The 23729-nt window shown below is 63.1% G+C and carries 24 protein-coding genes; 6 read left to right on the top strand and 18 right to left on the bottom strand.

The features are described from left to right. The first annotated feature begins 98 nt into the window (after positions 1-98). Together ACT17R_RS07570 and ACT17R_RS07565 are read left to right on the top strand one after the other, a co-directional pair. Positions 99-1265: a CaiB/BaiF CoA transferase family protein gene (locus ACT17R_RS07570; protein ID WP_444809226.1), complete on the top strand. Its 1167-nt coding sequence runs from the start codon at positions 99-101 to the stop codon at positions 1263-1265. Between the two features lie 51 nt (positions 1266-1316). Beyond that, complete coding sequence (locus tag ACT17R_RS07565; protein WP_186401526.1) at positions 1317-2987, top strand: flavin-containing monooxygenase; 1671 nt, start codon at positions 1317-1319, stop codon at positions 2985-2987. 245 nt (positions 2988-3232) lie between these two features. On the opposite strand, the gene ACT17R_RS07560 is transcribed toward ACT17R_RS07565, so the two are convergent. Both ACT17R_RS07560 and ACT17R_RS07555 read right to left on the bottom strand, forming a co-directional pair. Further along, the gene (locus tag ACT17R_RS07560) at positions 3233-3586 is read right to left on the bottom strand and encodes an excalibur calcium-binding domain-containing protein (RefSeq protein ID WP_444809225.1); all 354 of its coding nucleotides are present in this window, start codon (positions 3584-3586) and stop codon (positions 3233-3235) included. A gap of 128 nt (positions 3587-3714) precedes the next feature. Beyond that, complete coding sequence (locus tag ACT17R_RS07555; protein ID WP_444809224.1) at positions 3715-4146, bottom strand: thermonuclease family protein; 432 nt, start codon at positions 4144-4146, stop codon at positions 3715-3717. Between the two features lie 618 nt (positions 4147-4764). Here ACT17R_RS07555 and ACT17R_RS07550 point away from each other — a divergent pair. Genes ACT17R_RS07550 through ACT17R_RS07540 form a run of 3 tightly spaced genes read left to right on the top strand, consistent with a single transcriptional unit; the run spans position 4765 to position 7313 of the window. Beyond that, positions 4765-4896 (top strand): hypothetical protein, encoded by a 132-nt coding sequence (locus ACT17R_RS07550; RefSeq protein ID WP_267960734.1) that lies wholly within the window; start codon positions 4765-4767, stop codon positions 4894-4896. 57 nt (positions 4897-4953) lie between these two features. Next, on the top strand, positions 4954-5595 hold the full coding sequence (locus ACT17R_RS07545; RefSeq protein WP_202988441.1) for a lasso peptide biosynthesis B2 protein: 642 nt from the start codon (positions 4954-4956) through the stop codon (positions 5593-5595). Further along, entirely contained in the window at positions 5595-7313 is a 1719-nt protein-coding gene (locus ACT17R_RS07540; RefSeq protein ID WP_444809223.1) for an asparagine synthase-related protein, read from the top strand. The genes ACT17R_RS07545 and ACT17R_RS07540 overlap by 1 nt, the downstream gene beginning before the upstream one ends. On the opposite strand, the gene ACT17R_RS07535 is transcribed toward ACT17R_RS07540, so the two are convergent. The 12 genes from ACT17R_RS07535 to ACT17R_RS07480 form a co-directional block, all read right to left on the bottom strand. Further along, positions 7308-9461, bottom strand: a complete 2154-nt coding sequence (locus ACT17R_RS07535; protein WP_444809222.1) for a prolyl oligopeptidase family serine peptidase — start codon at positions 9459-9461, stop codon at positions 7308-7310. The two genes, ACT17R_RS07540 and ACT17R_RS07535, sit on opposite strands and share 6 nt — an antisense overlap. A gap of 25 nt (positions 9462-9486) precedes the next feature. Continuing rightward, on the bottom strand, positions 9487-12024 hold the full coding sequence (locus ACT17R_RS07530; RefSeq protein WP_444809221.1) for a TonB-dependent receptor domain-containing protein: 2538 nt from the start codon (positions 12022-12024) through the stop codon (positions 9487-9489). 97 nt (positions 12025-12121) lie between these two features. After that, a complete protein-coding gene (locus tag ACT17R_RS07525) occupies positions 12122-13111 on the bottom strand; it encodes a FecR family protein (RefSeq protein WP_217372861.1) in 990 nt (329 codons plus the stop codon). Beyond that, a complete protein-coding gene (locus ACT17R_RS07520) occupies positions 13108-13749 on the bottom strand; it encodes an RNA polymerase sigma factor (protein WP_254535735.1) in 642 nt (213 codons plus the stop codon). Before ACT17R_RS07520 ends, ACT17R_RS07525 begins: the two co-directional genes overlap by 4 nt. Before the next feature lie 218 nt (positions 13750-13967). Next, on the bottom strand, positions 13968-14579 hold the full coding sequence (locus ACT17R_RS07515; RefSeq protein ID WP_444809220.1) for a GntR family transcriptional regulator: 612 nt from the start codon (positions 14577-14579) through the stop codon (positions 13968-13970). Then, complete coding sequence (locus tag ACT17R_RS07510) at positions 14576-15451, bottom strand: phytanoyl-CoA dioxygenase family protein (RefSeq protein WP_444809219.1); 876 nt, start codon at positions 15449-15451, stop codon at positions 14576-14578. The genes ACT17R_RS07515 and ACT17R_RS07510 overlap by 4 nt, the downstream gene beginning before the upstream one ends. Then, the gene (locus ACT17R_RS07505) at positions 15448-16071 is read right to left on the bottom strand and encodes an acyl-homoserine-lactone synthase (RefSeq protein ID WP_217372858.1); all 624 of its coding nucleotides are present in this window, start codon (positions 16069-16071) and stop codon (positions 15448-15450) included. The genes ACT17R_RS07510 and ACT17R_RS07505 overlap by 4 nt, the downstream gene beginning before the upstream one ends. Before the next feature lie 98 nt (positions 16072-16169). Further along, complete coding sequence (locus tag ACT17R_RS07500; protein ID WP_444809397.1) at positions 16170-16919, bottom strand: helix-turn-helix transcriptional regulator; 750 nt, start codon at positions 16917-16919, stop codon at positions 16170-16172. A 427-nt stretch (positions 16920-17346) separates the two neighbouring features. Then, complete coding sequence (locus tag ACT17R_RS07495) at positions 17347-18000, bottom strand: SOS response-associated peptidase (protein ID WP_444809218.1); 654 nt, start codon at positions 17998-18000, stop codon at positions 17347-17349. Between the two features lie 30 nt (positions 18001-18030). Next, positions 18031-18540, bottom strand: coding sequence for a hypothetical protein (locus ACT17R_RS07490; protein ID WP_217372856.1), 510 nt, complete (start codon positions 18538-18540; stop codon positions 18031-18033). An 18-nt stretch (positions 18541-18558) separates the two neighbouring features. Then, on the bottom strand, positions 18559-18888 hold the full coding sequence (locus ACT17R_RS07485) for a hypothetical protein (protein WP_254535731.1): 330 nt from the start codon (positions 18886-18888) through the stop codon (positions 18559-18561). 1 nt (position 18889) lies between these two features. Beyond that, positions 18890-19081, bottom strand: coding sequence for a DUF6771 family protein (locus ACT17R_RS07480; RefSeq protein WP_217372855.1), 192 nt, complete (start codon positions 19079-19081; stop codon positions 18890-18892). A 387-nt stretch (positions 19082-19468) separates the two neighbouring features. On the opposite strand from ACT17R_RS07480, the gene ACT17R_RS07475 reads away from it, so the two are divergent. Further along, the gene (locus ACT17R_RS07475; protein ID WP_217372854.1) at positions 19469-20392 is read left to right on the top strand and encodes a nucleotidyltransferase and HEPN domain-containing protein; all 924 of its coding nucleotides are present in this window, start codon (positions 19469-19471) and stop codon (positions 20390-20392) included. A gap of 38 nt (positions 20393-20430) precedes the next feature. On the opposite strand, the gene ACT17R_RS07470 is transcribed toward ACT17R_RS07475, so the two are convergent. The 4 genes from ACT17R_RS07470 to ACT17R_RS07455 form a co-directional block, all read right to left on the bottom strand. Further along, positions 20431-21009: a PIN domain-containing protein gene (locus ACT17R_RS07470; RefSeq protein ID WP_186401543.1), complete on the bottom strand. Its 579-nt coding sequence runs from the start codon at positions 21007-21009 to the stop codon at positions 20431-20433. Continuing rightward, positions 21006-21455, bottom strand: coding sequence for a helix-turn-helix domain-containing protein (locus tag ACT17R_RS07465; RefSeq protein WP_186401544.1), 450 nt, complete (start codon positions 21453-21455; stop codon positions 21006-21008). Before ACT17R_RS07465 ends, ACT17R_RS07470 begins: the two co-directional genes overlap by 4 nt. A 283-nt stretch (positions 21456-21738) precedes the next feature. Then, positions 21739-22776, bottom strand: coding sequence for an alpha/beta fold hydrolase (locus ACT17R_RS07460; RefSeq protein ID WP_444809217.1), 1038 nt, complete (start codon positions 22774-22776; stop codon positions 21739-21741). Then, complete coding sequence (locus ACT17R_RS07455; RefSeq protein WP_217372853.1) at positions 22773-23657, bottom strand: oxidoreductase; 885 nt, start codon at positions 23655-23657, stop codon at positions 22773-22775. The genes ACT17R_RS07460 and ACT17R_RS07455 overlap by 4 nt, the downstream gene beginning before the upstream one ends. Positions 23658-23729 lie beyond the last annotated feature (72 nt).

The following is a 23729-nucleotide window of genomic DNA, read 5'->3' as shown; positions in this document are numbered from 1 at the left end:
CTGGTGCCGTTGCAGAGCATGGTAAGCCATTCGCTCGCGCGTGCGACGCGCGCGGCTCGATGCAGGCAGCGCTATCATATCGCCCGAAAGCGGCCCCTATGACGCCTGTCCAGCGCCTCGATACGACCTCGATGCGGCCGGTACTCGATGGCGTGCGGGTCATCGAATTGGCGGGCATCGGTCCTGCCCCCTTTTGCGGCATGATGCTCGCCGACCATGGTGCCGAGGTCATTCGTATCGATCGCCCCGGCGGCAGCGACCCGCTGGCCCAGGATCAGGGTCGAGACGTGCTGCTGCGCTCGCGGCGCTCGATCACCCTCGACCTCAAGCAGCCCGAGGCGGTCGAGATCGTTTCCCGGCTGGCCGAAACCGCCGACGGCTTGATCGAGGGGTTCCGGCCAGGCGTGGCAGAGCGGCTGGGACTTGGTCCCGATATATTGATGCAGCGCAATCCGGCGCTCGTCTATGGCCGGATGACCGGGTGGGGGCAGGAAGGCCCGTTGTCCGACATGGCAGGACACGACCTCAATTACATCTCGCTCAACGGCTGCCTCGGCGCGCTGGGCAGCGAGGGCGAGCCGCCGCCGCCGCCGCTGAACCTGATCGGCGATTATGGCGGCGGGGGGATGATGCTCGCCTTCGGGTTCGTCGCGGCGCTGCTGGCGGCGCGGCAGAGCGGCAGGGGACGTGTGATCGATTGCAGCATGGCCGAAGGGTCGGCGGCGCTAATGGCGGGAATGTGGTCGCTCGCCCATAACGGGATGTGGGACGAGGGGCGCGGCCGGAACCTGCTCGACGGCGGAGCCCCCTTCTATGCCTGCTATGCTTGCGCCGACGGGAAGTTTGTCGCGGTCGGCGCGATCGAGACACAATTTTACGCGCGGTTGATTGACGCGCTGGGGCTTACGGGCGACCCCGTGTTCGCGGCGCAGCACGACCAGAGCCGCTGGCCGGCGATGAAGGCGCGGCTGGCAGAGATTTTTTCCTCGGCACCCCGGGCTGCCTGGACCGACAAATTGCAGTTGCGCGATTGCTGCTACACCGAAGTGCTGACCATGGCCGAAGCCCCGACGCACGCGCACAACCGGGCGCGGGGCAGCTATCTGGAGGCCGACGGGCGGCTGCAGCCGCATCCGGCGCCGCGTTTCGGCGACACCGAGGTCGTCGTGCCGACGATGTGGCGGCGTGATTCGGCGCGAAGCGAGATTCTGGCCGAGATCGGGGTCGCCGACCCCGATCGGGTGGCGGTGCGACAGGAACCCTGAGGCAAAATGACGAGCGTCGGACAAGGCGCCGTCGGATGATTGGAGAGAGTGATGACGACGACGAACGCCGATACAAGCCTGGCCACCCGAAATCGCGACGACCGAGAGGCGTTCGATTATGATGCGATCGTCATCGGTGCCGGCTTTGCCGGACTGGCGCTGATCCATTACCTCCGCGAGATCGGGCTGAATATCCGCGTGTTCGACCGTGCGTCCGATATAGGCGGCACCTGGGCCTGGAACCGCTATCCGGGCGCTGCGACCGACAGCGAAAGCTATTATTACTGCCTGACCTTCTCGCCAGAATTGTTGCAGGAATGGTCGTGGTCCAAGCGCTATCCAGGCCGCGAGGAAACGCAAAATTACATGCGCTTCGTCGCCGACAGGTGTGACATGTGGCCGCACATCCAGTTGAACACCGAAATTGTCGAAGCCGAATATGAGGCCTCGCACGGGTGCTGGCGGGTCACGACGGGCGACGGTGACGTCTATACGTGCAAATATTTCATCAGCGGTATGGGGATGATCTCGGAACCGATGATTCCGAAAATCCCAGGGATGGATCGCTTTCAAGGACCGATCTTTCATTCCTCGCGCTGGCCGCAAGAGGGGCTCGATTATGCGGGCAAAAAGGTTGGCATCATCGGTGCGGGCGCGACCACCGTCCAGATGCTACCGGTCGTTGCGGAAACCGCAGCAAGCGTGACGGTGTTCCAACGCACGCCCAACTACGTCCTGCCCGCGATGCAGAAAGAGATGACTGCCGAGTGGGAGAAGGAGATCAAGGATAATTACCCGGCGATCGTGGCCAAGTGCCGCAACCATGTCTTCGGCATGGCCTTTGACAGTCCGGTCGGGCGCAACGTCCTGGATACTCCGCCAGAGGAACGGCAGCGGATTTTCGAGGAAAACTGGACCGGTAGTTTCCGCTGGGTGTTCGAAACCTTCGACGATCTGCTTGCCAGCCCCGAAGCCAACCGGATCGCAGGCGATTTCATCGCTGCCAAGATGCGCGAGCGGGTCAAGGATCCCGCGATCGCCGACCTGCTGACGCCAAGCTTTGACGATTATCCATTGTTCGCCAAGCGCCCGCCGCTCGACCATGGCTATTTCGAAGCCTTCAACCGCGATAATGTCCATCTGGTCGATATCAAGAAGCGCGAGCCTCTGGTCGAGATTACCGAGACGGGGGTGCGCACTACGCTTGCCGATTATGAATTCGACATCATCGTGCTGGCGACCGGCTTCAAGGCCTATACCGGCGCGCTCGAAGCGTTTCCCATCCGCGGCGAAGGAGGGCAGACGCTGCGGGAAAAATGGCAGGTCGAATCCTCGTCGATCATGGGGGTATGCGTCGCCGGCTTCCCCAACATGTTCGTCGTCACTGGTCCGCAGGCGCCATTCGCCAACCTGCCGACCTCAATCGAGCAGAATGCCATCTGGATCTCGCGCTGCATCGCCAAGATGGAAAATGAAGGGTTCGATATCTTCGAACCACGCGAAGCTGCGGAACGCGAATGGACCGCGGCGACCGCGAATATCCATGGCCAGACACTGATGGCCGAAGGCGACAAGGTCAATTCATGGATGATGGGCGCCAATCGCGACGACAAGGGTGCACGCGTGCTGATCTATTTCGGCGGCGCCAACCTATATTATGACGCGCTCGATCAGTCGGCGGCCGAGGGTTTCCCGGAGTTGGAGTTCAGAAGTCGCGCCTAGGCGGCGCGGGCAAATTTGAAACAGTATTCGGCGGTGGCGAGATGGAACGCTCCGTGAGGCAGTCACGCATTGGCCGCTTGAAGTTGATTGAAGCTATCGGCGATCGCCCGCCAACGCTCGACGTCCAAGATGTCGCGCGTCATGGCCGAGACATGCACCCGCTCGGCGATGAACTGTGGCCTGCGCGCCCACGTGCTCCTTCTCGGCGTGGAGCGCACAGGCCTACAGTTCATACTCGGGCGATATCACTCGCAACCGATGCCGTCGCCATCGCGATCGAGCCGCGGCGCATAGCCGGGATCGCCGATGCGAACAGGAGCAGCGCCAACCGCGCGTGCTTCCCGGCAATTGCGAAAGGGCCGACTTCCGAAGGCCCGTTGCGGTTCGTCCGAGACAAAGCGCTGCGGCTGGAGCGCAAAGGGCTCGGGCTCGGCATAAGAGGCGCTGGGATCGTAATTGGCTGGCGCCTGGCCAACAAGAGCCTGGGGTGCCACGTATGCGCTGCGCTTCGGATCTTCACTCGACAGCTTGCCGGCAACGAACGCAAACAGCGCCACGAGCGCAATCGTTCCTATGTTGCTGTTGCCCCTCTTGCCCATGTCGGAAGACTGCCACGAAGGGGTTAAAGAGTCGATTCAGCCGACGAGCCGCCTTCAGACAGCGTAGGCGAAGGTCCCGACTGCGGCGGTCGCGAGCGCCAGGCCGATAGCGACGGTGGCGCGATCCTTCATGGGCAGCGATGCCCCTGCCAATAGCGGTCCCACTTGGCAGCATATCCGTTCCGCACCATTGCGCACGAAAGATCCCCCGACTTCGGCGAAACGCAAAAGGCCGCTGTCCGGTTTCCCCCGGCGCCGCCCGCGAAGCGGCAGTGCATCGTCGGGCCGCTGACTTTCACATGGCCGGTTCGCAACTTGCCCTGCGGCGTGCCAACGATCTCGGCGAGATGATCGCGGGCGGCAACGGGGTCGGCGGCCGGGCAGGGGTGGCCGGGACGGCATGAGCCGTCCATTTCGCGCGCCGCGATGCCCGACAGGCGAATGTGCGGCCCTTCGGCGCACCAGATCGGCCCGTCGCCATCCCAAACGGCCGTGGGCGTGCAATCGAAGGATTGGCCCGCAGGAACGACCGCGGCCGCGAGAACAAGCGCAATTATCATTTCGGCTCGCATCCTTCCGGCCAAGGCTCGTCAATGCCCCAGACATCGCACACGCCATGGCTTTGGGGCTTCACCTCGGTCGATATCACCATGCGGCTGCTCTCGTCCACGATCTCCACGAGCAAGGCCGCAAGCATGCCGGCAGCATAATCGTCGCTCCGTTGGGGCTCAGGGCGACCGCGACCATTCTTGCCCTGCCGCCTTGTCTTGATATTAATTCAGACGCTGTCCCGCAGTTGCTGGCGATCGATCCGGCGCATGTCAGGGCTCGACCAGGCCGGCGCGGCTGTTCCCGGCCTCCGGAGCTCACGCCGTTGACCGCGAACGCTGAAACATCCAATTCCGGTTCCGGTTGTCGTTGCCAATCGACCATATAATCCTGAATAAAAACCCGCACTTCGAAATCAATGAAGTGTGTGACCGGGTTCCGCTACGCATGTCCAGGCGAAAGCTAAAGGTAGCGGTATGCGCCCCGACGTGTATTTCCCTAGCTCGGTCGCTTTTTACGTGGATCCATGTTGCCAATAATAATTGAATTATAAGTTGGAAACGGCTTTCCGCAAAACATACTTTTCTCATGCGACTCATCTCGGTCGCAATGCTGAAAAGGAATGTGACATGAACACGCATGACGACATCATTGACCTCGGCGCCGCCCAGGACGAAACCCATGGCGCGCTGCCGGCGGGCCAGCCGGACGTGCAGCCTGGCGATCGCTTCATCCTTGGCGGTATCAGCGCCGACGATTGATCGATGCGTGGCGTGCGGTCTCGGCACTGCACGCCACTTTCGCTCGGATACTTTCTCATGGGAAAGCCTGCCTCCGCCGCAACGTACTGGTGCCGAACGGGCAATGGTTTCATATTTCTGGATTTGGCTTCAGATCGCTATTTCACACTTGAACCAAGCGCAGCGGATCGGTTCTCTCTCATCATTCATCGTGGACAGGAGGCCGCAGACGAAGATTGGCTTGCTGCTCGAGGATTGCACAATCTGGCCCGGCCGGTGGATCAAATATTCCCCGAAGCAATCGCACCGACGTCAAGCTATTTGGATTCTCCAGGCGCGGAGAAGGCGTCCGCAGTCGATACCATACGCGCCATATACGCCCTGGCCCTAGCGCGGCGGCATGTTCGAAAGCTTCGGCTGGGACAGATTTTGAGCACCTTCCCCCAAATCGAGCCGTTGCCGACAGAGGAGCAACGCTCGGCCGGGCGCAGCGCGGCGGCCGCGTTTAAGCGCGCAAGGCGCTATTTTTCCGGTGTGGACGAATGTCTTGGCTGCGGCGTTGCAATGCGCCGAGTGCTGGCCGGAAAGGGCTGCGACGCCCGGTTGGTGGTCGGCGTGACCTTGCCATTTGCTGCGCACTGCTGGGTCCAGCTCGGCTCGGCGGTGCTGACAGATCCGCTTGATGTCGTGCTTCCCTACACCCCCATTTTGATCGCCTGATGGCAGCCTATTTTCGCCTTGAAGTTCCCAGACGTTCGGATCGCAACGGCGGCAAAAAGGCCGAGGTGGACCGGTCGGCACTCCTGCTCCACGGCGCTCGGCTTTGGTGCGACGAACATCCGCTGGAAGTTGGCGGAGATGGATATCTGATCGGTCATCTGTTCGAGCGAGGTGCCACGAGCCGGGTGCTCGACCTGTGCGAGGCGGCGGCCGAAAAAATCCTCGCATCTGGCGGCCGATCGCTCGCTACCGACTATTGGGGCGGTTATGTCGCAATCCTGGCGCGACCTGATGGACATATTGCCGTTTTTCGCGATCCTTCAGGATTGCTGCCCGTCTATTACCGCGAAGATGATCGATGCTTGATCGTTTCGAGCGATGCAGCGGAGCTCGGCAGACGCGGCGGGGTCGATTATCCTGCAATGCTGAGGTTCCTGGCCAGCGCCGGCGCGCCGAGCAGGGAAACCTGCCTCGAAGATGTCCGGCTACTGCTTCCCGGAGAAGGGCTGATAGTCGCCGGAGGCTCCCATCAGCTGGAAAGCTGGTGGTCCCCTTGGGATTGGACGCAGGTCAGACACAGATCATATGCTGCAGCCGCCAAAGAGCTTCGCGCCGTCGCGCTCGACTGCATTGGAAGCTGGACGTCCTGCTTTGACTCGATACTCGTCGGCGTGTCTGGAGGTCTCGATTCCTCTATCGTCGCCCGCGCCGCCGCTCACCGCGCAGTGGCACTTCATTGCCTCACGATGGTCGAAGACGACGCTATTGGAGATGAGCGTCGCTATGCTTCCATTCTCACTACGGCACTCGGCATTCCATTGCTCGAAGCGCATTACAACCTCAGTGCGGTCGATATCGGCCGCGCCGTGGCTCCGCACCATCCATGGCCCCATGCCCCTTTCTACATGCAGGCGATCGAGGCGGTGCATGACGGACTCTGCCGCGAGCAGAAAATCGATGCATTTTTTTCGGGTAATGGGGGAGACAATATCTTCTGTTCGATCCGCAGTGCCGCGCCGTTCGTCGATCGCTTCATGGCGCAGGGGCCGCGCCATGGGCTCTTCGACACGCTGCGCGACTTGAGCGATTTGACGGGCGCGAGCGGCACGACCATCCTTCGACATGCCTGGAACCGCTATCGCGATGCCGCTCGTCCCCCGTCCCTTCATCGTGACTATTCGGGACTCTCCGCTGCTGCGATTGCCGAATTGGAGCATTCCCCTCCTTCGCACCCCTGGATGCAGGCGCCCGAAGGCACCCTTCCCGGCAAGGCGGCGCACGTCAGACTGCTGGCTCGCGCGCAGCGCAGCATTGAACTCTATCCCCGCCGTACCCATCCGCAGCATGTCCCGCCCCTGCTTTCGCAGCCCATCGTCGAGACATGCCTGTCCATCCCGACATGGCAGTGGGTGGCTGGAGGCAGGGATCGGTCCGTTGCGCGAGCTGCCTTCAGATCCGTCGTGCCAGCCGAACTTCTGCGCCGCACCTCGAAAGGCGGACCGGGCGGCTTCATGCATCGTATCTATCAGGCAAACGCCGAACGCGCTGGCGACCTGCTTCGCAACGGCCTGCTCGCGCGCGCAGGCCTGCTCGACTTGTCGATATTGGAAGCGGCATCCCGGCCGACAGCGCAAGGCTTCGAAAAGGCGCAGCGTGTACTCGAGCTTTGCGCGGCAGAAAGCTGGGCCCGTTGGTGGAGCGATGCCGCCCGGTCATGACGGCTCACGCTGCAGGGCGCTGGGCGGTCGCGAGCAATCCCGCAATTGCGCTGCCATCGTTGACCAGCGGTCATATGTGCTAATGGGGGCCATGTTCGGATCGCGTCGGCCGCGAAGCCAGAAATCGAACCAGGCCATATTCTCGCGCATCGCGCGCAGCCGGTTCGATGGGATGTGAAACAAATGCGTTTCGTCGGTGGCAATATCCTCGCCGGGATAGAGGCTGATCTGGGCCGGCACCTCCGCATCGCGAAGCGCGGTATAGAAATCGATCGCTCCCGCAAAGGGAGACGCCATTTGCTGCAACACGGGCGCGCAGACCTTCTCTGCGCGAAGCGACGGCGACAGCTGACGATAGGAAGCGAGATGGCGGCCCGACGGCGGGCCGCCGAAAATGGCGTGATACCCCTCTTTCGGATCGGCATAGGATGCCGGCTCAAGATAATTGCCGTCCCCGCTGGATGCCGCTCCAAATATGGTCGATTGGGTCACAGCGACATTCACCATCTGCGATCCGCGGCTGTAACCCGCGATCCCAATCCGTTCGCGATCGATAATGCCTTTGCCGACCAATTCGTGGATCATGTCCTCGAAACTATAGACCCCGTTGAGCCAGATCAGTTCGCGGAGCCGCGACGGCCCGAGTACACTCGGGCCGCCGGACCATTCCATATAGGCATTCCAGAGCTCTGCCTGCTGCCGCGCCGAAGGATCATTCTGAAGGATGACAAGAAAACCGCGCTCGGCGAACAATTGGGCGGGATAATTCCATTGCAAGTCCGGGCTGGCGAAGCGCTCGTCGGCGTCGCTGCCATGCGTGATGAGGATCGCTGGATAGGCCTTCCCTTGCTGATAATCGCGCGGCCAGACTATGAAACCCGTCGACCGATAGCCTAGCCGATTCGTCCATTCATGCGCGGTCACGCGGAGCGGCGCTATTGACTCATGAACAGACGAGAGCGAGGCGAGCGCCCGCACCTCCCCGGATTCCGGAGCGACATGCACCAACCGCGGGGCTTGATTGAGGGATTCTTCTACGCAAACACCCCACGCGAGGTCCTGGCGGAAATCGCAAGCGGTTAGGCTACCTGCGACGAGGAGTGGCTTGACCTTCCGGCTGCCGAGCAGAACCAGCCCATAGCGTGGGTGCGGTATCGTCCGCACGCCAAGCACCGCCTTGCGCCCGTCGTTCGCCAGCCAATTGCCTGCCGCACGCGGATCGCCAATATAATAGGGTTGTGGGCCATAATGGATTTTGCGGCCATCCGGGCGCGTCTCCGTGAGGTCGAGCTCGCGGCCAAAGCCTTCGCTCGCGAGCACGCCGCCATGCGGACCGCTGACCAGGCCGATCGACGGGAAACCCGGTTCCTGCTCCGCGGGATGGCTTGATCCTGTTGCAAAGCTCCAAATGAAGGTCCCGGTGCCACCCGAACGCTCCGCATCGCCTTGCTCCAATTGGTAGCGGGGGCCCTCGCGCGTCCACTGCACATTCGCACCATAGTAGAAAGCGAGACGATCTTGAGCTGGCCGCGATGCCACCAGCCACTCTTCGCCCGCGGCCGATCTCAGTCGCAATTCCACTGTTGCCTTTACCGGCGCGCGCCGCCGGTAGCGCTGTGCGACGACCGCAGCGTCGATCGACATGGCGAGCGGTTCGGGACGCGGCCTGAGCGTCGCATACCAAAGCCATCGTCCGTCAGGAGACCAGTCGTGATATAATATGCCGATCCGGCGCGGTGCGCCGCTTCGTACGGCGAAGAGCCCGCCTTCCGTCTGCCCGACGGTAACGACGGCCTCTCGCTTGAGCAGCAGCGTGAGCGTCCCGCGCGCGTCCAGCTTATAGAGTTGAAGCCCATCTCCGCGATCGATCAGGAGGCTCCAGCCTCGGCCATCCGGCAGACGTCTGAGCTGTTCGGCGCTTGGCGCCCGCAAAATTTCGCGGGACCTGTGCGAGTCGAGATCGTACAGATGCAGGATCGAGACGCTTTTATCGGTTTCGATATCCGCTCGCCGCTCGAGATAGGCGAGCGACCTGCCATCGCTCGCCAATCTCAGATCGAAATCGGTCGGTACGGTCGCGATATTCTCGATCGTCCATCGACGGCCTTCCGTGGCTTCGATCGGACTGCCAGTGCCGAGGATCGCCACGAAGGCAAGCGCCGACGCACGCGCCTTACCAGTCATGTCGGACCGTCACGCTCAAAAAGCGTCCAATAGCCGACCCGTTGGTTGTGTCGAACGGCGTGTCGAACGGCGACGTCGTGAAAATCGGCGCGGGCTTGCTGTTGAACAGATTCTGCGCGCTCAACGCGATTTCCGTCCCCTTGGCCAGCTTTATGCGGCCGGTGAGATCGATCGTCGTCGATCCCTTTATCTGGATAAAAGCCGGACGGCGGTTGTCGGTGACGGCGCCGCTGTGGTTGAGGAAGGCGGAGAGCGAAAAGTTATTACCGCTCAGCGTCAGCCCGCCGCGTGCCCGGAAATGCGCCGGATGGAAGATTGTCCCGGCAAGGTCGGTTACCGGCAGGCCAGTGAGAAGCTGCTGGCTGCTATCGAGCCAAGTAGCACCGGCATTCAGACTTAGCTGACGGTTGCTGCCCAGCGCGGCGTCGTATCGCACGGCCACATCGACCCCACGATATTTTTGCCGTGCGACATTGCGGTCGCGCGCATCGAGGAAGGCCACAACGCGCGCGGGATCGTAGGGCGCGCCCGTTATGTTCTGGAGCCCGCCATCGGCGCCATCGAAGATGGTGTCCAGCAGTGCCGGTGCCGGATTGCGAGTCACGAGATCGGCATAGATGGGGTTGTCGAGAACCCCGGCACCCGAAGCCAGCGGCGGCGCGACCCGATCCTTGTAGTCGATCCGGAAATAGCTCGCGGTTAGCGCGAGCCCCGACAGTGGCCGCACGGTTGCGCTGAAAGTCCAGTTTTCCGATCGCTCGGGCCCGAGCCGATCATTTGCGCCAAGCGCGTAAGCAATGGTTGAACCGGCAGGAAAGCCTTGGCCGAAGCCGCCAACCGGGACGAGCAGTGCCGAATAGCCCGAATATTGCTGATAGAGCGTCGGGAGTTTGAAGGATCTGCCCCACGACACCCCGAGCCGGAGCTGCTTTATCGGATCATAGACGAAACCAAGCTTCGGAGTGACGATGTCTCCGGAGTCGGAATAATCCTCGTAGCGCAGCGCCGCGGTGATCGAAGCGCGGTAGGCGAGCGCGATATGCTGGTCGGGACTCGTCAGAGGAAGCAGCAACTCGCCATAGGCGAAGTGATTGCGGCGCGAGCGGGCAAAGCTGCGCGTGCCGATCTTCGATGAGAAGCGATTGATCCGATAGCCTCCACCCAGCGCAAGGCGCGCGGCGCCCGCGGGGAGGTCGAATAGCCGACCCTCGAGCCCGGCCTCAACGGCGATGTTCCGGTTGAAGAAATGTCGTGCGGTCGCGCTGCTCGGCGCACCGCCGCTGTAATTCTGACTGAGGCCGTCGGTCGTGTCGGTTCCGAAAAATGCTCCGACATTGAGTTTCCAACTCCCCGACAGGTCAGCGGACAGGGTTGGGGCGAAACCGAATGTCTCAAACTCGGTGCGCGCTTCGAGCCCCGCGTTGCGGAGTGGCTGGGCCACTGTGAAGCCCGTGGCCGATTTCATTCTTCCGCGCTTGTAGATGAGGTCGGCTGCCAAGGTCACACCGCCTCCGAGCGACTGGTGCCCGCTCAAGAGAAGCGCGTGCCTGCTCAAGTCGGGATATAGCGTGGAATCGGGATTATTCGCGCCGGCATAGCTGCGATCCTTCGCCCGGATCGCGGTACCGCGCGAATAATCATAAGCCGCGATGATGCCGCCCTCCGACCAGGCCGAGCCGCCAAGAAGATTATATTGCTGCTGGAAATTGCCGCCGTCGGTCGAAGCCCCGAGCCGCACGCTGGTCGACACGCCATCATAGTCTCGCTTGAGCAGAATATTGACCACCCCGGCCACCGCGTCGGCGCCATATATCGCGGATGCGCCATCCGCCATGATCTCGACGCGATCTACAGCGGCGATCGGAATGGCGCTGACGTCAATGACCGAGTTTACGCTGCTATAGGCAAAGCGCTTGCCGTTGATCAGCGTCAGCGTGGCATTGGGACCGATCCCGCGCAGGTTGAAGGTCGATGCGCCATTGGCGTTGACATTCTCATTGGCCGCGCCCTGCGTATTGCCGATCCCCGGATTCTGCCCACCGCCGAAATTCTGAGGCAAGCTGCGCGCAACCTCTCCGAGATCGGCATGCCCGGCATTGCGGATATCCTCGGCGCTGATGTCGATCACTGGCGCTGCGGCGGGCGCGCCGGCGATGCGCGAACCGGTGACGACAATCGCAGCGGGCTCGCTCGTGGGGGCTGCCGGCGCTCCGGCGGAGCTCAGGATGATCACCGACCCCTCCTCGAAGCGGGCGGTGAGGCCGCTGCCGGCGAGAAGCGCCTCGATCGCTTCGCGCAGCGTCAGTTCGCCGCGCAGGGCAGGCGCCGTCTTCCCCGCGATGCTAGGCGCGCTCACATAAAGCTCGATATCGGCGAGCAGAGCGACGCGGCGCAGCGCATCGCCGAGGTCCTGCGCCGGTAGATCATAGGACTGGCGTGGCGCCTGCATCGCCTGCGCGGCTTGCGGCGACAGGCAGGCGGCGGTCCCGGCAAGCAGGACGCCCAGCGAACGGATTCTGATCGACATTTTCACTCCCCCAAAGGCTCGGCCGTGCATCAGGCAGGCGGCCAGTGGGGTGCGCTGACGGAAGAAGCCGAGCGACCTTAGCCGCCCGATGAAAAAATTATCGGCGGCTGAGGTGGATGGCGTCCGCCTGGCTGTCGACCGCTAGGTCGAGCAGCATTGCGATCCGTTCGGCAAACGCCTCGGTCTCACTGATGAGGAAGCGGCCCGACACCTCGCGTGCGGCTATCGCGCTATCGTCGATGACGATTGGGACCGCCGCATAGCGATTGGCCTCGGCGACGAGCGCGCCGAGCCTGATCGACCGATAGTCCGCCCAGCCCGCGGGCCAGCCGGCCGGAATGACCGTCGCCGGCGCCGCGACAGGCGCGAGCCGCTTGCCCGGCCCATAGGCAAGCGCGCTTCCCGCCTCGACTCGCTTCGCCTCTCCGCTATCCCCATCCGCGCGCACCTCGGCCGCGCCGCGGCGCAGCGATGCGACGACGGTCCCCTCCGCGTCGAGACTGAGATCGATCTCGGCATCATTGGCTATCGCCCCGCCGCGCCCTGCCTCGATCTTCAGCGGGACATCGCCCCGCACGACCGAAAGCCGCACCCGTCCCCTGACCAGACGAACGCTGCGTGCGTCCTTCGCGAAGGCGACGTCGAGCCGGCTGTCGGTGTCGAGCGTCGCGCTCGAGCCGTCGGCGAGCTGAAAGGTCCGGATCTCGCCGCGCTGCGTCTCGATGGGTTCGGCGGCGAACGCCCTCGCTGCGCCGCCAGGCTGGCCGGGAAGCGGGGCGCCTGCGGCTCCGATCGCGATGATCAGGAGCGCGAGCGCGGTGGCGGCAGCGCCCCATGCGAACCAGCCGCGAACCCGGCCGCGCCGCGCCTCGGCATGCGCCGTTCCGTGGCGCGGTGACGTCTTGAGGATCGCGAGCGCGGCCATGCGCTTCTCGGCGCGCCGATAGGCTTCACGATGCTCGGCCGATGCCTGCAGCCACGCATCGAACTCGTCGCGGAGTGCATTTCCATCACCGCCGCGCAGTTTAACGAGCCAGGCCCGTGCGACCTCATCGACCGTGTAATCATCGCCGCCGGCTCCGCTCATTGTTCGCCGTCCACCACCTTTGCGATCAGGCCGAGTGCTTTCATCATATGATATTCCACCGTCGCGATGCTGATGCCGAGCTGCTCATGTATCTCGCGATAGGAGAACTCGTCCACCCGGTGCATGAGAAAGACACGGCGTGTCTTCGGCGGCATGGCGTCAACCGCCTGCTCGTAAAGTCGCAGCAGATCAGCGGCTTCGAGATTCCATTCCTGGGTCGCCGGAGTTGCCGCATCGCTTTCTTCGCGCAGCGAAAAGAGGGCCGTGGGCGCAGACTTGCGGCGGCGCGCCCGGTCGATCAAGAGGTTCTGGGCAATGCGGCGCAGAAAACCGCCGGGGTTGGCGAGCCGGTCGCGCTGCGCGCTTCCTGCGGCGCGCGCAAAAACTTCCTGTACAAGATCGGGCGCTTCCTCTGCTCCCGCCTTGCGGCGCAGGAAATAAAAGAGCGACGCGCGGTGAGTGCGGTACGCCGTCTCCAGATCTTGCCCGGATACGCATCGCTGTTCGGTCGGCACCGGACGATCGTCGGGATGCACGTGGCACGCTGACGACACCGAAAAGGGATGACGCGACGGGGCGCGGTCGCCGCAGGTACAGGAGGGCACGGCACAAAATCCCGCAGGCACGAGCGGCGCCATCCCGCCGCGGCCGGATGCCCGTCTCTCCATGCTGCGCCGCCGTTCGGTCGCGTGTGCGATCCAGGTCCGGTTCGGCCGCCGGTCCGGTCAGGGACTGGCGCATTTAATGCCTGGCGAAAGATTCCGCGCAGGAGCTGCCAGCAATGCTTCCGCGCCCCTGAATCATGTCAAGTGCGAGGGGCGCTGACAAGCAAAAGTGTCGGATGCGGTCTCGCGCATCAAGCCTGGCCGCCCTGGTGAGCGCCAAGCATCCGTGCATAGCGCGCCGCCTCGTGCGCCCGTCTCTCATGATAGCCAAGCAGCAAATTTCGGACCGCGGCCTGCGGTTCGGCATCGGCGACTGCGGTCTCGATCCGGCGGTACTCGCTCTCTACGTCGCCGAGGATTGCCGCATCGAAGTGCCGCGAGAACTGCAGCCGGTCGCCGATCGCCGCTATGCTCGCGACGATCTCGCCGTTCGAAGTTCGTTCGGCGATAGCGAGGAACAGATCGGCGATCCGGTCGGGATAGGGCTGGTCGGCAGACACCGGCGCTGCGGCCGCATTCGGTGCCGTCGCAATCGCGGCGAGCAGGAGCACCAGATGCAGTTCGAGAAGATCGCGAAACTCGGTCTCGGTGAGGCGATGCACATGAAAACCCTCACCCGGTCGGAAGTCGACCATGCGTTCGCCATCCAACCGGAAGAGGCTGTCGCGCACCGGAGTCAGACTGACGCCAAGTTCATCGGCGACGCGCGCGGCTTCGATCCTCGCGCCGGCCGGCCATGCGCCCGTCATCAGGCGCCGTTTGACCGCTTCATAGGTCGGCTCGAACACATGCGCGGGGCTCATTGGGCGTTCCTTTGGCCGGCGGCAAAATCGGCGACGGCATCGGCCTGGTCGGGACGAAGCGCATCGACGGCGCCGACTGGACCAGGCGGATCGTCTTGCAGGAGGATGGAAGGGCACTGCCCCTCATAATTGCCAAGGTTGGGGCGGTGCTGCGCATAGCCCGCTAGCGCCGCGAGCCCGGGCGGAAAATCTCTTGCGACGTGAGGTGGGTAAGCCAGCCACAGATTTTCATAGGGCTTCAGCCATCCTAAACTGTAGCTCACGAGCAAGCCGCGCCGGACATTCTCGCTGATGTTCGCGCCAGCGCCATGCGCGGTCGATCCCAGAAAGCAGATCGCCGACCCGGGTTCGCATTCGGCATATATGGGAGGGCCGGGATCCTCTTTGGCCATACCGCTGACGCCATGGCTTCCCGGATAGATTTCGGTCGCGCCATTGTCCCTGGTGAAGGGCGTCAGGGGCCAGAGGACATTGACCAGATATTCCTGGCTGCCGTCTGCCCCGCGCCACATGTCCTGATCGCGATGCGGAAACTGCCGCACTTCACCGGGGTGGATCTCGATCGCCTGCGTGAGGTTGAGCTGGATGCGTTCGCATCCCGTTCCAAGGATCGCCTCGACGGCGGGCAGAACGAGAGGATCGAGCACCAGATCGGCCATGTACCGCGAGCGCCGCAACAGGCTGCCGAACCGCTTCGTTCGCCGTCCGTAGAAGTCGCCCTGGCAAAAGGGCGTTTCGGCAAAGACCGGCTCGAGATCCTTCGCGAGGGCGTGCACAGGCGCGGGTGCGACCCCATGCAGGATGCAATATCCGTCGCGGCGGAGCTCGCTGACGAGGCGCCCACAGGCGGCGTGGTTGATAGCCCTTCTCATGGTGCGAGCTCCCCGCTTTCGAGTCTGAGCCCGAGCGGCGCCCATGTTCCCGTCCGCTGCAGCCCGGGAAGCGTGTCCTCATCGATCCTTATGCCGAACGCGAGGATCGGGCATGCCCCGTCGGGCCGCGCGGGGCCGAACGCGCGGCACGACCAGCCGAAGCTGCTGATCTTCGCGAACCAGCGCGTGTCGGCGATCCCGACATATTCGCGGATGCCGCTGTGAAGGGCATGGTCCGCAAGGGTGCTGACGAGCTGATTGCGCGCGTCGAGACGCTCTGCCGCCGTTTGCGCCGGGTCGAGGCAGAAGCGGCTGACCTCCCAGATGCTCTCGTCAGAGGGCGCGCCGTCCGGGCAGAGGTGCGGGTAGATGTTGCCGAGAAGATGCGGCGATGTCGTGGGCAGCAATCGCGCCGATGCACGGTGACGCAGATCGTCGGGATCGAGAAGGATAAGATATCGGGCCTGCGGATTATCGAACTGGTCGAGCTCGAAGCGGTCGTCAAGGGCAGGAAGATCCCATTTTAACCGGTCGATGAACACGTGTTTGCGGGCGGCGAACATGGCGCGCAGCGCCGCGTCGCCGGGCGCAGCTGGCGCCCGCGGGGATTGATCGGTCATGAAATGTCCTTCGTTGCTGGAAGCTCATTTCAGACCACCAATCCCGCGGGGCGGCTATTCCCATTTATGGGCAAGCCTTTTGCGATTGGACCGCCGGATTAGTCGGGGCGCCACCAGTCGTAGATGTCGGAGAAGCCAATCAGACCGTCGAACAATGCGCAAAGGATCAGCATCGAGCGGCAATGGACCGAATAGCGATCGCGCGCCATCTTGAGGTGGCGCACCACCGTCTCCTCGCTGATCCCGAGAATATCTGCGATCTCGCCGGCGGTCTTGCCGCGCGCCGACCAGAGCACGCATTCGCGCTGCCGCTCGGTGAGGATGGAACGTCCTCTCAGAGGGGCCGTGCCGACGAGCTCGCGCGCCTTCGCGATCGCAACGGCACCGATGATCTCTGCGACATGGAGCATATGGCCGGGCGTGTCGGCGCGCGGCTTCACGGCAAAAGAGCAGGATCCGCTCGCCTCGCCGGGCAGATGACGCGGAACGGTGAATCCGTCGCCGACGCCGCTCTCTCGCGCGACGCTGAGAAATTGCCGATCGCCGCGCGACAGCGGAATAAAATGGTCGACATTGCGCCATTCGAAGCCGGTGAGCGATCGCTCGCCGGCGCGCCGGATCGGGTCGGTTGAGCGGAGGTCGAGGCCGATATAAATCCGCGCCCAGGCCTCGGGATAATTATGGACAAGGATTGACGCGTTCTCGCCGCCGCGTCGTTCGAAGGCGAGTGCGAAGTGGTCAAAACCCATACGGTCTGCGGCTTTCGCGAGCGCCGAAAAAAGATGGTCTTCATGCCCGGCGCCTGAAATTTCCCGGGCAAGTTCCTCTGTCAAATAAAACTGCTTCACGTCGATAATCGGCCGCTGGCGCGTTCCCGACCCGGCTGCCCGCGGTCCGCTCCCTGGGTCGAACGCCGCCGGTTCCTCTCCGGGACGCGCGAGATTGGGACAAGTCACCGACGGGTCCTGATATCGCACGCCGGACGGCAGTCTTCGCTGCCTCGGCGCGGCGATCTATCGGTTCCAACGGTCTAACGTCCCGAGAAATGACGTAAAGCCTGTGCGAGTAGAAGATGGGACCATTTTGACACGTCATCGGCCTGACGGCCATGCGATGTCCCCGCTGCGCGATCTATGCAGTCAGTCGCCGGTGAGCGACCGAACCGCGCCGATAATTCCAGCGATGAAGGAGCCCGCCACGATCACTGCGGCGAGCCAGAACTCGATAGCAAGGGCGCGACGCTTCCACCTGGGTTTATCGGTTATCGGAACCGCATCACGGAAAGAGGTTTGACGCCTCAGCCGGCGGGGCCTTGCGGCTGAACCATGGCACGTCGGTCCGCTCGACGGCGAGGCGGTCTGCGGGATATTTCGCGACCAGCGCCATCGCCTCTTCGGCAGGCGCCTGGAGCCAGGCCTCATGATCTTCGGGGTGCAGAATCACGGGCATGCGGTCGTGAATATGAAACAATTCCTCGGTCGCATCGACCATCACGCCCGTATAGCAATCGCCCCATTCATCGCTCGGACGCCAGAGACCCGCCCAGGCGGCGAGCGGCTGGTCGGCGACGCTGATCCACGTCCGCGTCATGCGTCCTTTCTCGCCTTCGGCTTCGGCGAAGGAAGTGAAGGGAATGAGGCAGCGATGCGCCGGGTTGGTGAACCAGGGACGCCAGAAGGACATCAGCTTGTCGTCGCGGGCATTGTTGACGGGTTTCGGCTTGCTCGAGGGCTTCATATGCTTGAGCCGCACCGGGAAGCCCCAGGTCATCGCCTGCAGGACGCGCTCGCCGCCGTCCTGCCGAACCACGAATCCCTGTCCGCCGGGATAGACGTCGCCTGGCGAGGCATTGGTGGCCTGCGGCCGGCGCGCCCTGAAATAGGATGCCACTTCGTCAACCGAGCTGTTCAGCGTCACCAGATTGCACATTGACGGCTCCAGGTCAGGGGAGGCTCACGATCAGGCTGCCCCCAGCAGGGCACCGAAGCTCTGCTGGATCGGCGGCGCGATTCTGAAGCTATTCTTGGGGAAGCGGCGCAACATGTCCAGCGGCGGTCGCGCGCGCTCGAGCCAGTCGAAAAGATCCTCGGGGTGAACCACCGCCACATGGCGGTCCTTATAAGGTGCGAGATCGTCGTAGGCAGCGACGGTGAGCGCCGCGAAACTGCCCGGCCATTCGCGGCTCCCCGGTCGCCAGACCGCCGCGATGCCCATCAACGGTTCGCCGATCAGGCTGGCCGAATAAATTGTCTTGCCCTGCTTCACCAATCCGAAGGCATCGGCAAGCAGCAGACAGGGGCGATCGATGATCGCGGTCTCGGACTTGAGCAGCGGGATCTGGAAGATATCGGGATCGCGCGAATGCAAACCCCAGTGGAGCTCCTTCTCGCGCTCGCGCACACCGTCCCAGATCATCACGCGATGCGACCTGCCGATGCCGATGAGGGCGTCGTCGCCTTCAATTTCCATCGGTCTGCCTTTCGCTGACTAGGCGCGGAAACGGCTCAGCGCGCGCTTCCATTCGCGCTCGTCGGGCATCGGCAGCCGAATGTCGTCCTTGCCAGGCTCGACCAGGTCGAGCCGGACCGGGCGTATACGCTTGCCCGTTCGCGCCTTGCAGCGCGCGCACCAGAATTTCTCGCGGGCGCGCCCAAGATCATCGTCCCACATCTTGCGCTGGAACAGCCACCAGAGGCCATAGGGATCGAAGCTTGCGCCATGCCCGCAGCGGCAAACGGGCCTGACCGCCTGATACCAGGCCGCCGCTTCGAACAGATGTGTGGCGCGCCGCTGCCCGTCTTTGGTCCAGCCGCCCACGTCACAGCGACAGCCCGAGCTGGTCGATATGCGCGGGCTCGCCATTCTCGCCCAAGCTTTCTGCGATCGCGCGCGCCAGCTCGAACGCTGCCTCGACGCGAACATAGCGGGTGGGTGCGGTAAGGCCCACGCGCGCCCAGCCGGGCGCAGTGAGCAGTGTTTCGGCGACTCGGGCGGTATCGATTCTGTCCATGCATCAATGAGAACATAGGAAGAACATTTTGGCAAGTCCGCGTGCATGTCCGCCATGCCGACATGGTATTCCTCCGCACTGCGGCCTCGACCGGCGCGCTGCCGCCTGCTGCGCCGACGCGCGCAAAATCCCGCAGGGGGCGTTCCGCCCCGACGGGACCGCGATCGCAAAGCCGCGCCCTTCAAGCCAACGAGCGGCTGATCCACGCCAGCCCACCGGGCTCATCGTCTTCTCGGGCACCGGCATCCAGGACAATCTCGTCGACAAGGCACGGGCGTTCGGCATCCCCGTCGGGAATTTTCGTATCCGGGATCCGGCATCAGGTGCCGATCTGGACCTGACCGCGCTTGCCATCGGGCAAGCATGTGCCCACAGAAGGAAGGAGCGATGCGGAACGATCTCGACCATCTCCCGGCCAACAAGCAGCGCGAGCTCGAGCGCGTGAAGGCGATCATCTTCGAAGAATTTGAGGACGCCATTGCGCTCGGCACGATGAGCTGGAAGAAGAAGGGGCGCATCGACAAGATCATTCTCTACGGCAGCTATGCGCGCGGCGGCTGGGTCGACGAACCGCACACCGCCAAGGGCTATCTCTCGGACTTCGACCTGCTCATCATCGTCAGCGACAAGCGGCTGATCGACAAGCTCGATGTCTGGTCGAAGCTTGACGACCGGCTGACCCGAGAACTTCTGATCGACCGGACCCTCAAGACCCCGGTGAATTTCATCGTCCACACCCTGCAGGAGGTGAACGACGGGCTCGCGCACGGGCGCTATTTCTTCATGGACGTCGCGCGCGACGGGATTGCGCTTTACGAGGCCGACGACAAGGCCTTGCATCAGCCGAAGCCGAAGACGCCTGACCAGGCGTTGGCGATGGCGAAGGAATATTTTGAGGAGTGGTTTCCTCTGGCAATGCAGCGGTTCGAGTTGTCAGCCATGGGTCGGGAGAAGGGCTATCTTAAGCCCGCGGCATTCGACCTCCACCAGAGTACCGAATTCTTGTACCACTGCGTCCTGTTGGTGTGCACATTCTATTCGCCCCACGTTCACAATCTCGGCTTTCTGCGGACGCAAGCTGAGCGGATCGATATGCGTCTTGTCGACGCGTGGCCGCGTGAGCTGAAGGCCGATCGCGCTCGCTTCGAGAAGCTCAAGGAAGCCTATGTGAAGGCCCGCTACTCGAAACATTATCGGATCAGCGAAGCGGACCTGGTGTGGCTTGCGGGGCGTGTCGAGGAGCTTGGCCAGGCAGTGCACGCCATTTGCTCGGAACGTATCGCAGAGATGGAAGCTCGCGCTGGCGCGTAGCGGCTTACGGGTTCTATCTCTTTCCTTTGCGAAATCGCTTACAGGAGGTCGATATTCTCGCGCAGCATCGAGGCGAGCTTGGGCAGGCCTTTCTTCTGCAGATCGAAGATGAACTCGTTCGGTGTGAAGGGCGGCCGCGTGTAGCAGCGCCGCATCGTCGCGAGCGCTGACAGGGCCTCGGCGGGATAAAGTTCGAATGTGCTCGCGAGAAAATCGTCGGCCGAGACCGCGCTGATCCCATATTGGTCGAGCTTCGCGTCCGGGAAATCTCTCAAGTTCTCGGTCACGATATGCTCGGCACCGGCGCGGATCGCCGTCGCCAGAACATGGCGATCGTCAGCGTCTGGCAGATCGAGGCTGCCGATCAGGCCGGTGCCGCCAATCACGCAGCCCTCGGGAAAGGCGACGTGCATCGCCTCGATTTGCGCATCGATACTGGTCTCATAGCCGGGCTTTTGGGCAAGGAGGTTGCGGCGCCATTCGTCGAGAATTGTTGGCGACCAACGAGCGCGGAACAGCCCTGCCTCGGCGAACCGAAGCAGGGCGTCCCTTACCCTGAACGGATAAAGCACATTCGCGTCGAGAACGACGACAAAACGGTCGGCTAGGCACCTCAATCCGCATCGAACTCCTGGCCAAGGCGCTGAAGATCGGCAAGCGCGCCGCTTCGTTCCGCATCGCGCTGCGCTCGAAACGCGAGCACGTCGCTTGCCCGCACGCGTCGGTGCGATCCGACCTTGTGAAACGGTATCTTCCCGTCGCTCAGCATCGACACCAGGAAGGGACGCGACACATTCAACAGGTCGGCCGCTTCCTTCGTGGTCAGTTCGGCTCCGTAGGGAACAAATGTCACCATTTCGCCGCGGGCAACGTGGGTCAGCACGTCGAGAACCAGTTGTCCGAGCGCTGGCGACAGGTCCACCTCGGTCCGGTTCCCGTTTCGCTGTACGGAGAAGGGAAGGCCCTTCGACGTGAGGGCCTTGGCAAGCGCACGCGCAGCCTCCGACGCTTGTCGCACTTCCGTTTCGGTAGGGGGCCGCTGGGAAAGCTCCTGATCGCTCATTTCATTCTCCTCGCTGCCGGGGCCGGCTATATATATAGCTGGACCAGTAAACGCAATAAGTGAAATATGTGCAATAAACGTAAACGTGTATGGATGGTTGCTGAAGCGCCTGTTATGGTAGCTCCGGGCCCGTCGTTGCCCGACGCTTGGGGTGCCGAAAAGACAAGACGGGGTCGGCCATGCGCCTGATTTGGGACGTTCTTTCGGTTTTTGTCGCGGTCCTGAAAGCCGTCATTCATTGAGCTCTGTCATGCAGCCTAGCGACCATTCCCGCAACCCACCTTTAGGCCATGTCCGCGATTGCAAGCACGGCGTCAGCGAAGGCCGCAGGCACTTCTTGCGGTAGGTTGTGACCGACGCCGCCGCCGATCAAGCGATGCTCGTAGGGGCCAGTGAAACGCGCGCGATAGCCTCTTGGCTCGGGGTGCGGCGCGCCGTTGGCGTCGCCCTCCATGGTGATCGTCGGCACCGCGATCGGTGGAGTCGCTGCAAGCGCTGCTTCGGCTGCTTCGTAGTGCGTCTCGCCTTCTACGAGACCCAGCCGCCAGCGATAATTGTGAATCACGATTGCGACATGGTCGGGGTTGTCGAAGCTTTTCGCCGAGCGCTCGTAAATGCGAGCGTCGAAATGCCATTGGGGCGACGCCATCTGCCAGATCAGCTTGTTGAAGGCGTGGCGGTTCGTCTCATAGCCAATCCGGCCGCGCTCCGTTGCAAAGTAGAACTGATACCACCAGGCGAGTTCGGCCTTGGGGGGCAATGGCGTGGCATTGGCCTGCTGGCTGCCGATCAGATAGCCGCTGACCGCTATCAGGCCCAAGCATCGGTCCGGCCAGAGTGCGGCAACAATATCGGCCGTGCGGGCACCCCAGTCGAAGCCGCCCAATATCGCGCGGCGGATTTTTAGCGCATCCATCAACGCAATCAAGTCGAAGGCGAGCGCAGCCTGTTGGCCGTTCCGCACCGCGTCGGGCGAACGGAAGACCGTACTGCCATACCCTCGCAAATAGGGGACGATGACGCGGTGTCCTGCGCTGGCGAGCCGCGGCGCGACCTCGGCGAAGGCTTGGATGTCATAAGGCCAGCCATGAAGTAGGATCACGGGTGTGCCGCCCGCCGGGCCTAAATCCGCATACCCCACGGAGAGCGAACCGGCATCAATCTGGCGGAGTGGACCTAAGTCGCTGACACCCGGCAGGAGCGTCGCGGCGCGAGCGGTGTTCGCGGACTGGCCGAACTGGATTGCGGCAACGGTCACGGTGGCCACGCCCAGAAGGCGGCGCCGATTGAGGGTGGCTGATCGCGGGGCGGCGTTGATCATGACAAGAGCTCCTGACGGGGCGAGCGTTTCGGGGGCAATTTCTCCGGTGACCCCGCCTCGAAGTCGGTCGAGCAGCTGAGCGAACGCCACTGTTGAAGTTCGTCCATCCGGGCGCGGTCCGTCAATTCGGCTCGGCCGAACGCATCGCTCCCCAGCACCAGTCGCAACGGCGGCGCCGGGAGCGCGGCGAGCGCGAGAATCGCCTTCGCGGCCTTTGCCGGGTCGCCTGGCTGATGTCCGTTGTAGGCGCGCTGCCTTGCGGCGATAGCCCCGACGGTTTCGGCATAGTCGGGATCACCGTCCTCGATCTTCGTCGAGGCTCCAGCGAAGTCGGTGCGGAAGCCGCCCGGCTCGACGATCGTGACATGGACGCCAAAAGGTTCCATCTCCTGCGCCAGCACTTCCGAGAAGCCCTCAACCCCGAACTTAGCCGCAGAGTAAGCTCCGCGTCCGATCGCGCCGGCGCGGCCCCCGATCGACGAGATCTGAATGAGGCGGCCCGACCGCTGGTGCCGGAACAGCGGGATGGCCGCCTTGGACACGATGATTGTACCAAACAGATTGGTTTCGATCTGCCGACGAAAGCTTACGAGACTGGTGCCCTCGATCGGCGCGACGTCGCCGTAGCCCGCGTTGTTGACGAGAATATCGAGGGTGCCGAACCGATCGATGGCCAGCGCTACGACATTCGCGGCCGAGTCCGCGTCGGTGACGTCGAGCGAAGTCGCCAACACGCTATTTGGGAAACGCGCGACAAGGTCGGCAAGCTGCTCGGGTGCGCGCGCGGTGGCGACGAGATTGTTCCCTGCTTCGAGCACGGCTTCGGCGAGCGCGCGGCCAAGCCCGCGTGCGCTGCCGGTGATGAGCCAGGTTTGGGTCATAACAACCTCCAAATGATCGGGAGGGCCAAAGGTAGATTATGGCTATGATCCCGATAAGGGGTGCGATAATCA

Origin of the sequence: Sphingopyxis sp. Q841 (assembly GCF_052384365.1) — a bacterium.
Taxonomy (GTDB): domain Bacteria; phylum Pseudomonadota; class Alphaproteobacteria; order Sphingomonadales; family Sphingomonadaceae; genus Sphingopyxis; species Sphingopyxis terrae_A.
This window is presented reverse-complemented; position numbering and strand designations above follow the sequence as displayed.

Excerpts from the sequence above, each read along its gene's own strand:
- ACT17R_RS07540 (WP_444809223.1), top strand. The coding sequence starts at position 5,595 with ATGGCAGCCTATTTTCGCCTTGAAGTTCCCAGACGTTCGGATCGCAAC.
- ACT17R_RS07495 (WP_444809218.1), bottom strand. The coding sequence starts at position 18,000 with ATGTGCAATCTGGTGACGCTGAACAGCTCGGTTGACGAAGTGGCATCC.
- ACT17R_RS07570 (WP_444809226.1), top strand. The coding sequence starts at position 99 with ATGACGCCTGTCCAGCGCCTCGATACGACCTCGATGCGGCCGGTACTC.
- ACT17R_RS07515 (WP_444809220.1), bottom strand. The coding sequence starts at position 14,579 with ATGAGCCCCGCGCATGTGTTCGAGCCGACCTATGAAGCGGTCAAACGG.
- ACT17R_RS07520 (WP_254535735.1), bottom strand. The coding sequence starts at position 13,749 with ATGGCGCCGCTCGTGCCTGCGGGATTTTGTGCCGTGCCCTCCTGTACC.
- ACT17R_RS07480 (WP_217372855.1), bottom strand. The coding sequence starts at position 19,081 with ATGGACAGAATCGATACCGCCCGAGTCGCCGAAACACTGCTCACTGCG.
- ACT17R_RS07565 (WP_186401526.1), top strand. The coding sequence starts at position 1,317 with ATGACGACGACGAACGCCGATACAAGCCTGGCCACCCGAAATCGCGAC.
- ACT17R_RS07465 (WP_186401544.1), bottom strand. The coding sequence starts at position 21,455 with ATGAGCGATCAGGAGCTTTCCCAGCGGCCCCCTACCGAAACGGAAGTG.
- ACT17R_RS07460 (WP_444809217.1), bottom strand. The coding sequence starts at position 22,776 with ATGATCAACGCCGCCCCGCGATCAGCCACCCTCAATCGGCGCCGCCTT.
- ACT17R_RS07510 (WP_444809219.1), bottom strand. The coding sequence starts at position 15,451 with ATGAGAAGGGCTATCAACCACGCCGCCTGTGGGCGCCTCGTCAGCGAG.
- ACT17R_RS07555 (WP_444809224.1), bottom strand. The coding sequence starts at position 4,146 with ATGATAATTGCGCTTGTTCTCGCGGCCGCGGTCGTTCCTGCGGGCCAA.
- ACT17R_RS07475 (WP_217372854.1), top strand. The coding sequence starts at position 19,469 with ATGCGGAACGATCTCGACCATCTCCCGGCCAACAAGCAGCGCGAGCTC.
- ACT17R_RS07530 (WP_444809221.1), bottom strand. The coding sequence starts at position 12,024 with ATGTCGATCAGAATCCGTTCGCTGGGCGTCCTGCTTGCCGGGACCGCC.
- ACT17R_RS07525 (WP_217372861.1), bottom strand. The coding sequence starts at position 13,111 with ATGAGCGGAGCCGGCGGCGATGATTACACGGTCGATGAGGTCGCACGG.
- ACT17R_RS07550 (WP_267960734.1), top strand. The coding sequence starts at position 4,765 with ATGAACACGCATGACGACATCATTGACCTCGGCGCCGCCCAGGACGAA.
- ACT17R_RS07560 (WP_444809225.1), bottom strand. The coding sequence starts at position 3,586 with ATGGGCAAGAGGGGCAACAGCAACATAGGAACGATTGCGCTCGTGGCG.
- ACT17R_RS07455 (WP_217372853.1), bottom strand. The coding sequence starts at position 23,657 with ATGACCCAAACCTGGCTCATCACCGGCAGCGCACGCGGGCTTGGCCGC.
- ACT17R_RS07505 (WP_217372858.1), bottom strand. The coding sequence starts at position 16,071 with ATGACCGATCAATCCCCGCGGGCGCCAGCTGCGCCCGGCGACGCGGCG.
- ACT17R_RS07545 (WP_202988441.1), top strand. The coding sequence starts at position 4,954 with ATGGGAAAGCCTGCCTCCGCCGCAACGTACTGGTGCCGAACGGGCAAT.
- ACT17R_RS07490 (WP_217372856.1), bottom strand. The coding sequence starts at position 18,540 with ATGGAAATTGAAGGCGACGACGCCCTCATCGGCATCGGCAGGTCGCAT.